Annotated in this window: 13 protein-coding genes; 6 read left to right on the forward strand and 7 right to left on the reverse strand. The window is 40.9% G+C overall.

The features are described 5' to 3' along the window. The first annotated feature begins 235 nt into the window (after positions 1–235). The gene (locus IQ246_RS08580; RefSeq protein ID WP_194001994.1) at positions 236–1,201 is read left to right on the forward strand and encodes an acetamidase/formamidase family protein; all 966 of its coding nucleotides are present in this window, start codon (positions 236–238) and stop codon (positions 1,199–1,201) included. A gap of 229 nt (positions 1,202–1,430) precedes the next feature. Here the strand turns inward: IQ246_RS08580 and IQ246_RS08585 are convergent, their stop codons facing one another. Next, entirely contained in the window at positions 1,431–1,745 is a 315-nt protein-coding gene (locus IQ246_RS08585; protein WP_194001996.1) for a chromosome segregation ATPase, read from the reverse strand. 624 nt (positions 1,746–2,369) lie between these two features. Between IQ246_RS08585 and IQ246_RS08590 the strand changes: the two genes are divergently transcribed. Beyond that, the gene (locus IQ246_RS08590; protein ID WP_194001998.1) at positions 2,370–2,906 is read left to right on the forward strand and encodes a universal stress protein; all 537 of its coding nucleotides are present in this window, start codon (positions 2,370–2,372) and stop codon (positions 2,904–2,906) included. 110 nt (positions 2,907–3,016) lie between these two features. Here the strand turns inward: IQ246_RS08590 and IQ246_RS08595 are convergent, their stop codons facing one another. The 5 genes from IQ246_RS08595 to IQ246_RS08615 form a co-directional block, all read right to left on the reverse strand. Next, positions 3,017–3,769: a DevA family ABC transporter ATP-binding protein gene (locus IQ246_RS08595; protein WP_194002000.1), complete on the reverse strand. Its 753-nt coding sequence runs from the start codon at positions 3,767–3,769 to the stop codon at positions 3,017–3,019. 92 nt (positions 3,770–3,861) lie between these two features. Next, positions 3,862–5,028, reverse strand: coding sequence for an ABC transporter permease DevC (devC, locus tag IQ246_RS08600; protein WP_194002002.1), 1,167 nt, complete (start codon positions 5,026–5,028; stop codon positions 3,862–3,864). A gap of 4 nt (positions 5,029–5,032) precedes the next feature. Beyond that, positions 5,033–5,371 carry a DUF2834 domain-containing protein gene (locus IQ246_RS08605; RefSeq protein ID WP_194002004.1) on the reverse strand — a complete coding sequence of 113 codons (339 nt, stop codon included), beginning with the start codon at positions 5,369–5,371 and terminating at the stop codon, positions 5,033–5,035. 167 nt (positions 5,372–5,538) lie between these two features. Continuing rightward, positions 5,539–6,828 carry an ABC exporter membrane fusion protein gene (locus IQ246_RS08610; RefSeq protein WP_194002006.1) on the reverse strand — a complete coding sequence of 430 codons (1,290 nt, stop codon included), beginning with the start codon at positions 6,826–6,828 and terminating at the stop codon, positions 5,539–5,541. Positions 6,829–6,991: 163 nt separating this feature from the next. Next, positions 6,992–7,603: a TetR/AcrR family transcriptional regulator gene (locus IQ246_RS08615; RefSeq protein ID WP_194002008.1), complete on the reverse strand. Its 612-nt coding sequence runs from the start codon at positions 7,601–7,603 to the stop codon at positions 6,992–6,994. A gap of 992 nt (positions 7,604–8,595) precedes the next feature. Between IQ246_RS08615 and IQ246_RS08620 the strand changes: the two genes are divergently transcribed. Together IQ246_RS08620 and IQ246_RS08625 are read left to right on the forward strand one after the other, a co-directional pair. Continuing rightward, positions 8,596–9,618, forward strand: coding sequence for an RpoD/SigA family RNA polymerase sigma factor (locus tag IQ246_RS08620; RefSeq protein ID WP_194002011.1), 1,023 nt, complete (start codon positions 8,596–8,598; stop codon positions 9,616–9,618). A 72-nt stretch (positions 9,619–9,690) separates the two neighbouring features. Next, entirely contained in the window at positions 9,691–10,185 is a 495-nt protein-coding gene (locus tag IQ246_RS08625) for an ureidoglycolate lyase (protein ID WP_194002013.1), read from the forward strand. Positions 10,186–10,310: 125 nt separating this feature from the next. Here the strand turns inward: IQ246_RS08625 and IQ246_RS08630 are convergent, their stop codons facing one another. Next, positions 10,311–10,808 carry a pentapeptide repeat-containing protein gene (locus tag IQ246_RS08630; RefSeq protein WP_194002015.1) on the reverse strand — a complete coding sequence of 166 codons (498 nt, stop codon included), beginning with the start codon at positions 10,806–10,808 and terminating at the stop codon, positions 10,311–10,313. 164 nt (positions 10,809–10,972) lie between these two features. Between IQ246_RS08630 and gcvT the strand changes: the two genes are divergently transcribed. Together gcvT and gcvH are read left to right on the forward strand one after the other, a co-directional pair. Next, complete coding sequence (gcvT, locus tag IQ246_RS08635; protein ID WP_194002017.1) at positions 10,973–12,109, forward strand: glycine cleavage system aminomethyltransferase GcvT; 1,137 nt, start codon at positions 10,973–10,975, stop codon at positions 12,107–12,109. A gap of 124 nt (positions 12,110–12,233) precedes the next feature. Beyond that, the gene (gene gcvH / locus IQ246_RS08640) at positions 12,234–12,626 is read left to right on the forward strand and encodes a glycine cleavage system protein GcvH (RefSeq protein WP_194002019.1); all 393 of its coding nucleotides are present in this window, start codon (positions 12,234–12,236) and stop codon (positions 12,624–12,626) included. Positions 12,627–12,664: the final 38 nt, after the last annotated feature.

Consider the following 12,664-nt stretch of genomic DNA (forward strand, 5'->3'; position numbering starts at 1 on the left):
TGAAGTAAGTATTTATCCTCAATAATGGGCTTGAGATGTCTATTTATCCAAAGCAGAGGGCGGCTAGCTATAATCAGCTAAGTACGTCAGCGAAGACAGCAGGTGCGTGGGATGATATTGCCCAAAAGTTCTGAGTTTCTCGCCAATATGTCCGATCAACTGTCCCATGAACTGCGGACACCGCTAAACAACTTATTGATTTTGGCTAGATTGTTGGCGAATAACGTCGAGAGTAATGACTGAACACATTTTAAAAGCCACCAGAGAAACTGTGCATTTAGGTGGTTTCTCCCATTTGCTAGAACCAGTACTCACTGTTGATTCTGGCGACACAGTTGAAGTAGAAACTTACACTGGTTACTACATTTATGACAAAGCACCACCAGAGTTTCTCACACCGGAATTTCTCGACATCTGCCAAAATCTTGCATCAGAACGCAAAATTGCTGGAGGGCCGCACTTACTCACAGGGCCAATTTACGTGCAGGATGCAGAACCAGGGGATGTTTTGGAAGTAAAATTAGAAGCGATCGCACCTCGTTTACCAGTGGGTTTTAACGCGATTCGTAGAGGTTGGGGAGCCTTACCACACCAGTTTGCTCAACCAGCCTTGAGATTCATTCCTCTCGATTTAGCAAACAACATCGCTGAATTTCCTGAGGGTGCTGGCATAAAAATTCCCCTAAAACCGTTTTTTGGCATTCTTGGTGTCGCCACCCCAGAAACCTCCAGAACTTCTGTTCCACCTGGTTCTTATGGTGGTAATATCGATAATCGCGAACTGCAAGCAGGTTCGAGATTATTTTTGCCTGTTTTCGTCCCAGGTGCGTTGTTTTCAATTGGTGATGGTCATTCAGCACAGGGAGATGGTGAAGTAAATGTCACCGCTATTGAAACTTCTATGAACGGAAGAATAACACTCACGCTTCGCAAGGATATACAACTGACAACACCAATTGCAGAAACTCCAACCGATATTATCACAATGGGGTTTGGTCAGACCTTAGATGAAGCCTTAGAATTAGCGTTGAAAAATATGATTGATTTTCTCAAACGCTTCATAAATTTGTCGCCGGAAGATGCTTATGTGTTGTGTAGTTTAGCTGTGAATTTTCGCATCACTCAAGTTGTAAATAGTCCACAAAAAGGTGTGCATGGGATGCTACCCAAATCAATTTTCTCAAAGTCAATCAATTTATAAGTTGCAATGCGAATATAGCGAAACTTAGCGTAGCATTAACTAAAGGCGTCAAGGGAGTATAAAGAGATGAGGAGAATTGAGAGATTACAGTAAAGTGGGTACTGTATGTAATGCCCACCCTACAATTAACTTTGTCAGGAGTTATTAGTCAAAAGTATTTACAAAGAACTAATAACAGTATTTTCCAATTAATGTCCAACTTGGACGCACTTTCTCTTAGCATAACTAATCAAAGGCTTCCCAACATTCGACTGACTTGTTCTAACTGTAATGGTTTTCGTTCAATACTCTGAAAATACTCAATTTTTTGTAGGTAAGTATATGCTGTTTTAAATGTACTTAAATTTAGTAAAACAATGTCTTCGTAAACAGACTCTTGCGGAGTCTTTATATCCATAATTAATTCTTGTATATTATTTTGGCTAATGGCAATTTTTAGATATTTCAAAAACAAGTCACGCTTCTTAGACCGAACACTGAGCAAGTACCAATTACCGTTAATAGGTGGTGGTACTGAAGGTTCTAGAGGTTGTACAGGTGGCATAATTTGCGGTGATATTAGGTGAAAATTATGGCAAATTCACAAGCGTTAAAACAGCTTTGCCTTGCCAAGTAAATAGTTGTGATTTAACAAATATAGAAAACAATAGCTATTATCTTCTATTGGAGAAATTACAACTTGTAACTGTTAGCATTCAGAGTCTAAACTAAGTAGATTATGAGTCAATACGGTTCAGTTAACGAAAAATCCCAATTTTTCTAATGCTGAAAGACTTATTCTTAGGTTTAAATATTGAGAATAATGTCAATTACTGACCTTAACTGAACCGTATTGGATTATGAGTAGCTAAAAAAGACTTAGACTTGCCGATTTATCAAAATATTATAGCAGTCATTTCATCCAGTAGCTTTGCTGTATTAAATAAAACTCGTCTTGGGCACACAAGAGTAAGTGCGATCGCACATATCAATCATCTAAATTCAGTTTCAGTAAAGAATTCTTTCGTTTCTTCACACGTTCCTCAAATTGTTATTATATAAGCATAGCTGAGGAAATAAGAGTCATAAGACGCGATTATACTCTTATGAAAAATTTCAAAACTAAAATAGGATTGCTGTAGGAACTAGAAACCTTAAAGACTAATCACCAATAAAACCGGAGGTCTATATGATTAAAAAGATCCTAGTTGCATTGGATCGCTCGGAAATAGGACAACAGGTTTTTGAGCAAGCATTGACTTTAGCAAAGTTAACACAAGCCAACTTAATGTTACTGCATGTCCTGTCTCCAGAAGCAGAAGGTAGTCCTTACGTACCGATGTTGTCTAATTTTGATTATTACCCAGGATTGAATAATCAAAGTTTTGAGTTATATCAAAAACAGTGGGACACACTAAAAAATGAAGGTATCCACATGTTGCAATTTTTCTGTGCCCATGCTAATACCGCTGGTGTTATTACGGAATTTACACAAAGCATTGGTAATCCTGGTCGCATGATTTGTGATTTAGCCCAGAATTGGGACACTGACCTAATTGTCATGGGGCGTCGGGGTCGTTCTGGGCTGAGCGAACTATTCCTTGGTAGTGTCAGTAACTACGTCCTTCACCATGCTCCTTGTTCAGTGCATGTTGTGCATCTTGCAGTTACTGCTACAACAGATAAAGTTGCACAAGCAACCACAAACCCTTTAAGTGTCAACTAAATACAGTTTTGATTAAAAGTTTGAACGATCATCTTTAGACTTATCCGGAAATTAGGTTTTGACCCATGTTTTACAAGGCTTTGATACTCATTTGTGGATATGTCTAGTGTTTATTTGATCGTTATCACAGCATCTACACTATCAGTCTTCAGTTGACCATCTTCCATATAAATGATGCGATCGGCAATATCGAGGATGCGGTTGTCATGAGTAACCAGCAAAATCGTACAATCTTGCTCTTTTGCTAGCTTCTGCATCAATTCGACGACATCGCGCCCAGATTTTTTGTCGAGTGCAGCAGTGGGTTCGTCTGCTAGTACAATCTTGGGATGGCTGACTAAAGCACGTGCGATCGCCACTCGTTGTTTCTGTCCCCCAGATAGATTTTCTGGGTAGTAATTTACATGATCTGCCAAACCGACAGCTTCCAAGATGGCGATCGCTTTGGTGTCAATATCCTCATTCAGAAATTCGTCATGCAATTCTATAGACATTCGCACATTTTCTTTAGCTGACAAAAAAGTCATTAGGTTATGCGCCTGAAAAATATAGCCAATCTGGCGGCGAAGTTTGGTCAACTGCTGTTTTTTTGCACCACAAATTTCCTGTCCTAAAATTTTCAGGCTACCTTCTTGAGCAGAACGCAGCCCACCCATCAGCGTCAACAGGGTGGTTTTTCCCGACCCTGAGGGGCCAGTCATAATGACAATTTCTCCAGCGTTAATCTCCAAATTAATATCAAATAATACTTGTTTGCGAAGCGCACCTCCACCAAAATAGTGGTTGAGGTTACTAACAGAAATTACAGGTTCTAAAACCGAGAGTGTTGAGTTAGAAGTTACTTGTACAGATTCTTGGAACATAAGATTTTTATCAAGGTTTTAAATTGTGGCTTAGGAGTCAAGAGTCAAAAATCAAGAGATAGTGGTTATCCTCCACTCCCTCACTCTTGACACTAAAAAACATCGGCGGGATCAGCAGCTCGTAGCTTTCGCATGGCGATCGCTCCAGAAAAAGTACACATGATAATGGTTAAAACGAAGACAGATATAGCTCGTTCCAGCTTCATGGTTAGGGGAAGCAGTGTAGCAGCATAGGTGATCTGATACAGCCCTACAGAAAGCAAAAATGCAGGCATATAACCTAACACGGCTAAGACCAATGCTTCTTGGAATAGGACTCCTAAAAGGTAGCGATCGCTATAACCCATTGCTTTGAGGGTGGCGTATTCTGGCAGGTGTTCCGAAACATCAGAGTAAAGTATCTGGTAGACAATGACGATGCCGACAATGAACCCGACACCTACACCCAAACCAAAAATAAAACCAATACCAGTCCCGGTGGCCCAGTAATTTTTTTCGATTTCGGCAAACCCTTCTGGAGTTAAGACTTTGACATCATTGGGTAGCCCGGCGACAAGTTGCGATCGCACTTTTTCGAGATCACTACCTGGTTTGAGGTGAATCAACCCAACTTCTATTTGATCAGGTTTACGGTTTGGAAACAGTTGTAAAAAAGTAGAGTCACTGGTGATGACATTACCATCGGCGGCAAAGGAAGCACCATTACTAAACACGCCTTTAACGCTCACAGCTTTGCTATTCAGTTCCGTCTCAAAGTTGCCTGTTTTTTTAAATATATCTCCAACCGCCCCATACTCTGGACGACCTGCCTGGTCAAACAAAACTTGATATAACTGCTTGAGATGATCCTGATTGTGTTGGATTTCAGGAAATTTAAACGCAGATTTGGCCGGATCAATACCCCATACTAAGATGGCACGATCAAGACGCGTTTCGGGATTTCGCCATTGTCCGGTGTTAATATAAACCGAATTCACCGACTCAATACCTTCGTAACCCAATGTTTGGTACAGTCGCTCTCTAGAAAAGCTTTTTACCGAAAACAAAGTTTGAAATTGGGGATTAATCAAAACCAAATCTGCTTCTAAATTGCGATGGGGTTGGACGGCTCCATCAAAAAGCGCACTTTCAAACCCCAACTGAATAAACATCAGCATATCGGCAAAGGTAATACCTGCGACTGCAACCACCAGACGCGTTTTTTCTTTCATTAATTGCCGCCATGCTAGCGGCGTTTTGCGAAACAGTTTAGAAAACATATAATTATGAATTAGTAATTATTTTGTCAGCCTGTTCAAGCTGGCGCTGTCGCATTAATAGAAATAAGGGAAGACCTAAAGAAACACCGACCAAGAGATTACAAGCAACATAAATCCAGAGATGTTGCATTTTAAGGCGTGTTCCTTCCCAAAATACGAATACCCACAATACAAGGGACGAAACAATAACATCCATACCAAAAAAACCAGAAATTTTGTTAGCAAATAGTTGTTCAAAAAACAGTTTTATATCAAAACCATGCTCTAAGGTAAAAGGAATGAACTGAGAATAAGGTAGAGCAAAGCCAAGTATACAAAGCAGAAAGTATATGATTTGAACCATGATCGAATTCACCTTATAAGCTAATCGTCATTTATTTTTCCAGACCAATTCGTTTGTAGCAAGGGCTTCAGCCCTGGGAGCAATGCAACTTAAATGCTCATTAGCTTAAGAGATGCTGGAATATACGAGTTCACATTATGGTGTATCTAACCTTTGGAACAACAACTCTACAATTCAATCGCTGTCTGCACCTGTAAATTGGTAAAACCAGCAACTCGCTTACTGTCTTCGGGATTCAGGCGAATTTTCACCTCAATCACTCGGCTATCAAGGTTTTCCCCAGGCTGGTTGCTGAAAACATTTTGGCGATTTACCTGCAAGCCAATTTGAGCAACGGTTCCTCGCAGTTCGCCGACAAATACTTGACTGGTAATCGTTGCCTGTTGTCCTAGTTTCACTTTACCAATGTCGGTTTGATAAACTTCTGCTACTGCAACCATTTGGTCTGTTTGCGCTAAGTCTGCAATTCCAGCAGTACTAATTTTTTCTCCGGCTCTTGTATGAATTTTGATTATCTGTCCCGCCATCGGTGCTTTGATGTAAGCTCCCGCCAACTCGGTTTGAGCGTGTTTGAGTGAGGCGATCGCATTCTCAACTTCTGATTGTGCCGCTGCTACATCCACAGTCCGGACTTCTGCAATACTGGTAAGCGTAGCTTTGGCTTCACTAACTTGCTTGTTCCCAGTGGCGTTGGTGCGGTTGAGCGCGGCTTTCGCTTCAGCAAGTTCTCTGCTTGCAGTGGTGTTAATGCGGTTGAGTACTGCTTTGGCTTCGCCCAGTTGCTGTTTAGCAGTTTCCACGCTCAAGCCTTTACCGTCAAATAAAGAACTTGAAATTGCGCCTTGAGTATATAGTTGCTGATAACGTTGATATTCGGCTTGGGCATTATTTAATTCTGCGGAAAGCTTCTTAATTGTTGCTTCTTGAGCTATTCTGTCTCCTTGCCATTGCGCCTCTATCCGGGCGATCGCTTCTTGTTGAGCTGATTTGTCTCCTTGGGACTGGGCTTGTAAGCGTTCAACACTTGCTTGCTGTGCCTGAATTTCGCCAGTTTTGGCGCCGGCTTTCACTTGAGCGAGTTTAGCTTGAGCAACTTTGACTTGTTTTTCAGCCTGTAGTACCGCAGTTTGCAAGCGATCGCGTGCGTCTAAAATTGCTAAAATCTGTCCGGCTTGAGGGCGATCGCCCTCCTTAACTAGGATTTGGGCAATGCGATCGCCATCTAAAGCTATAGGTGCAAATAAGCTAATTACTTCTGCTTCTGGTTCTATTCTTCCTAATGCTGATACTTTCAGTCTAGTAGGCGTGGTTTGTATAGACTCAGATGAGGCAGTTTGACTAACTTTTCCAAACTGAGAAATACCATAGATAACAATTCCACCTGTAAGAACAGTCGCGGCAATTACTAATGCAATTAATCCTTTATTGGGAACTTTGAATAACAGTTTACTATTCATCTGTTTCTCTCCATAATATTCTCAGATTGTGTATGAGTATCATTCGTATTACCTATAGGATTCCTATTTGATTTTTGAAAGAACGGCGTACACCTCTAACTCCCTTTTTTCCCATTTCCCATTCCCTGTCTCTACAAGTCAGTTCACGAATCAAATCGGATTACTATAGTAATTGCTCGTTCCTTGAATATGATTTACAGTTAGTTTCTTGATTAGTCAAATATGCCATCAGCATTTTACCCAACAAGGCAAATTGTTCACAAAAATTAATATTTTCATTACCCCATAACCGTTCGAGAATTAAGCCATCAATTAGACCCAATATAAAGGAAGCAAGCGCCGGATCTTGGATACCCAAAACATCCTTGAGCGCTTGCCGAGATTGATCATCAACCCGCTTAAATACTCCACTACCCCACGGTTCCTTAGAGTCTTGATGCTGACGAAAATCAACCAATATATAAGTTAATTTAATAAAGTAATCTTCATTTTTAGAAAGATATCTTCCCACTGCTTCTAGTTTTTCTTGAAGTGTCTGCATTCCCTCCAACTCAGCCATTGCCATTAGCATCTCTTGCTGATTGATCTCTTCCACAAATTGCTTAAATAAAGTCTTTTTGTTGGGGAAGTAGTGGTATAAGGTACCAGTAGAAACTCCTAACCCCTGAGCAATTTGGCGCATAGTGATGGAACCATAGCTTTTTTGGGCAAATAAGTTAAAGCACTTGCCGAGTAGTTTTTTACGGTATAACTCATGGTCAACAATCTTAGGCATGAATAGGTTAATTTATATATATCGAACGCTCGTTATTTATAAGAGTAACCTCTCTGTTACTGATTTGTCAAAGTATGGTTGATTTAAATCGAACATGGTTTATATAGCCTAAGTCTAAAAAAAATGTGATATTTATTACTTTTTTTCAGTGAAATGTACGATATTTTGTCAGGTAAAAGCACTTGATTAGAGGTGACATACTCCTATAGGACTTACGCAACTGGTACACAAGGCTTCTGGTATAAGAGTCAAGGGTCAAGGTTTTTTGGACTTTTGACCTTTGACTCTGGACAACCTCTGGCGTTAAAAATATGACACTTGCGTAAGTCCTATATGTGATTAATATAGCTAATGGCGATCGCCGATGACGGATGCACAAGTTCTGGTTTGGCAAAGTAACCATACTTTTATCTTGATAGAGTAAATAATGCTTTTATTAAACGGTGTGATTAGATTACCTAATGATAAGTTATAAGCCAACAATAGATGCGTTGATATTAATGATTGATTTTTAGATAAAAACTATTATATTGAAGCCAAACCAGCTTGAAGATAGGTTAGTGATTGTCCATAACTAACGCTTATTTGATATTAGGAGATTATCAAAATAATAGCTATGACATTTAGTATTAGGGATTTGTTCCCTGTAATTATGTAATAGACTAGGAAAGTCTTGACTTCTTTACCCTCAGACGCCTTGAGGAAGCGAGCAGACAATATTTATGTTTTAATATCTCTAAAAATCAACCATTAGTAAGAGTATCTTATACAAAATATATGCTGATGATATTTTTGCTAATTGATTTCTCGTTATTAATAGGCTTAATATTCTGTGATGGGTTGACAACCTTCAAAAATTAACTCAGAAAGTGTTATACAATAGAGCTGATCAACCTTACTAATTTATTGGTAAGTAGTATAAAAATGCTATAAGTCTGGATATCCATACTTGACAATAAAAAATTAATGAGGCTAAAGAGGAGGAAATAACCATGAGTAACTTAACATCTGCACATACCGAAGTTGACAAAGTGCAGAAAAAAAATCTAACTATAGATAAAAAACCTCGTCGAGCTACAGATGATATTGTACGTGCTTATCTGCAACAAATTGGGCGAGTAAATTTGTTGACTCGTGAACAAGAGATTGTTTTTGCTCAACAGGTGCAGCAGATGATGACTTTACTAGCTGCTCAAGAAGAATTGGCTGTGAAATTAAAGCACCAACCGACATTGCAAGAATGGGCTGCTCATACAAACTTAAGTGTCGAGGTATTAGAGCAACAGCTAAGTCAAGGACACCAGGCTAAGCAGAGAATGATTCAGGCGAATCTCCGGTTAGTAGTAGCAGTTGCTAAGAAATACCAGCAACGAAGCCTAGAGTTTATGGATTTAATCCAAGAGGGTACTTTGGGCTTAGAACGAGGCGTGGATAAATTTGATCCCACGCTTGGGTATAAGTTTTCTACCTACGCTTATTGGTGGATTCGTCAAGGAATTACACGAGCGATCGCCCAACAAGGACGTACAATTCGCTTACCCATTCACATTTTTGAGAAACTCAACAAAATTAAGCGTGTACAGCGCGAATTATCTCAACAACTGGGGCGCGTTCCTACCACCACTGAAATTGCTAACTCATTATCTCTGACACCCAGCCAAATTCGAGAATGTTGGTATCTCACCCGTCAACCCTTTTCCCTAGAGGCGCGAGTTGGAGAACAACAAGATACAGAATTGCAAGACATCCTAGAAGATGACGGACTTTCTCCGGAAGACTACGCTGTCGAAGAATCCCTCCACCAAGACTTACAAGACTTATTGGCAAAGCTGACTCCTCAGCAGAGAGAAATATTAACCTTGCGCTTTGGCCTTGCTGATGGATATGAACTTTCTTTAGCACAAATTGGCGATCGCATGGGTATTAGTCGAGAACGGGTGCGCCAGATAGAGCAAAAGGCTCTAAGTCTTCTAAGGCGTCAAAAGGATCAAGTGCGTAGTTATCTAGCTGTTTAAGGAAAATGTAGAGTATAAAATTAAGTTCTTCTAGGAGAAAATGAACCTCAGTAGCCTCAAATAAGATTTGATATGAGTACACCACAAACAGTACAACAATTGCAAGCAGAATGGGTAACGCCGGAAAACTTTCGGCGTTATGGACAGGTGATTTCTGCTAGTCAAGATGGAAAGGCTTACGATGCGGAAGATGCCAATTTAAATCTACAAAATGGCATTCCACGATTTTATATTATGCGTTTGCAGGGCAGAGGGCGAAAATTTCACCAAATCACTCGCCATCTGCAATGTACTCAATGTTTGGGTTCTTTAGAAGGAAAAGATTGGTTCATTGCAGTTTGTCCTCCTAATAATGATGTGAATCAACCAGCGCTAGAGGAGCTTGCAGCTTTCCGCATTCCAGGGAATTGTTTTATTAAGTTACATGAGGGGACTTGGCACGCTGGGCCATATTTTGAGCATGACGCTGTAGATTTTTATAATTTAGAACTAGCTGATACAAACAAGGTGGATCATTTTACCCACAATTTTTTTAAGAGTCATCAGCTAGAGTTTGAGATGGTGTAGGTGAAACTAGGTCTTTGTATAATTTCGGGGTATTGATATCTACAAGCTGTTTGACACTCCCTGCTCTAAACAAGCTGTTCACAGCTTATCCCCTTCTCCACCAGCGACGAAGAAGGGGTAAAATTCTACCTACATCCTAAAGACTCACGAGTATCCACACCAGTTTTAGAATTCACACCACTTGCTTTAACACAGAGCTTTTTCACTTGCTGTCCATCTAAAATTGCATTTGTGAAATCAGCACCTGTGATATCAACATTATCGAAAGTAGAACGTAGCATCATTGCATCTGTCAAAACGGTATCACTTAAATCAGTACCCTTAAACCTTGCCAGATAAGCTATGCCATTACTAAAATCTGCACCATGCAGATTAACCCCCTCCAACACGCTACCGTTAAACACACCACCGCGTAAGTCGGCATTGCTAAAGTTAGCATTCTCTAGATTGACATTGGTAAACTCAGTGCCAACTAAATTTTGACCAGAATAATCCTTCCCCTTAAGTTCATCATTACCAGCAGAACGGGTAATACTAGAAGAACTTGCAGCTTGGGCTGATAGGGGAAACAAAAAAAGAACCATAGCCAAGATAAAGCTAGCTAGTAATCGCCAATATTTCATAATGTTTTCTTAACAAAACTCAATACTTGTACCATTAACTATTAAACCTCACTGGAGAGTGCTGAGTTCTCTAGGATTTGTTTGTCACCTAAAAACATCAGTCTGTCAAATTAGAAACCATCTCGTAGGATGATAGATGTTGAGGTGCGATCGTAAAATTACCTGTGGCTAATCAAGAACAAATCATCCAATCCCTGGCGCGAACCCCTTTATATCAACTGGGTGTAGAACTCAAAGCACGCCTCACCAGCTTTGGCGGTTGGGAAATGCCTGTGCAATTTAGTGGTATTAGCCGCGAACACGAGGCTGTAAGAAATACAGCCGGGATGTTCGATATTTCTCACATGGGCAAATTTACCCTTCAAGGTAAAAATCTCATTTCCCAACTACAGCCTTTAGTGCCTTCAGACTTGAGTCGATTGCAACCCAATCAAGCGCAATACACCCTATTGTTGAATCCCCAAGCGGGAATTATTGACGATATCATTGTCTATTACCAAGGCGAAGATACCACTGGTACACAGCGAGCATTAATCATCGTCAATGCGGCAACCACCAATAAAGACAAAGCATGGCTATTGCAACATCTCAACCAAGATGAGGTGCAATTCCAAGATATTTCGCCAGATAAAGTTTTAATTGCTGTGCAGGGGCCAAACGCGATTAAATATCTCCAAACCTTGGTGCAAGGAGACTTACAAACAGTCAAAGCATTTGGACATCTCCAAGCAACGGTACTGGGGAAACCAGCCTTCATAGCCCGCACAGGTTACACCGGAGAAGATGGCTTTGAAGTGATGGTAGATCCGGATGTTGGGGTCGAATTGTGGCGAAAACTCCATAATGTTGGTGTCATCCCCGCAGGACTGGGTGCGAGAGATACCCTCCGACTAGAGGCAGCAATGGCACTTTACGGTCAAGATATCGACGATACCACCACCCCCTTAGAAGCAGGTTTAGGGTGGCTAGTTCACCTAGATACTAAAGGTAACTTTATTGGTAGGGAAGTGTTGGCACAGCAAAAAGCTACTGGAGTGCAGCGCCGACTCATAGGTTTGCAAACTCAAGGACGCAACATTGCCCGTCATGGCTACCAAGTTTTATCCGCAGGTAAAATCGTGGGAGAAGTTACCAGTGGCACTCTATCGCCTACACTTGGCTATCCAATTGCCTTAGCCTACGTTCCCACCCAGCTAGCGACAATCGGTCAGCAGCTAGAAGTAGAAATCCGTGGTAAAGCTTACCCATCTGTTGTAGTTAAACGTCCCTTCTATCGCTCAAAAAATCGTGTCACTAACTGATAACCATCGAAGTTTTTGAGGATAATGTGTTGTGAGTTACTCAATCTACAGTGTGGTTAATTACCAAATATGACCAAAATTACTGTTGGGGCATTAAGTTTGTTGATACGAGAGGGGAAGTAATATGTCGTCTTTTGAATATCCTCAGGATTTGAGATACCTGGATACTCATGAATATGTACGGATTGATGGTGAGATTGCCACCATTGGCATTACTGATTTTGCTGTAGATCAATTAGGGGACGTCGTATTTCTGGAACTCCCAGAAATTGGCGACGCTCTGACTAAGGGAGAAAACTTTGGCTCAATTGAATCAGTGAAAGCCGTTGAAAACCTGAATTCGCCGGTAACTGGCACAGTCATAGAACGCAATGAAACCTTGATTGAATCTCCCGAACAAGTGGCAGATGATCCCTACGCCGAGGGGTGGTTCTTGAAAGTGCGCGTCAATGACCCTGGTGAAGTTGAGGATGCCTTGACAGCGGATGAGTACCGCGCCCAGGTGGAAGGGGAGTAGAAGTGCTGAGTGGGGGAGTAGGGGAGTGGGGGAGTGCT

Source organism: aff. Roholtiella sp. LEGE 12411 (genome assembly GCF_015206995.1).
Taxonomy (GTDB): Bacteria; Cyanobacteriota; Cyanobacteriia; order Cyanobacteriales; family Nostocaceae; genus Komarekiella.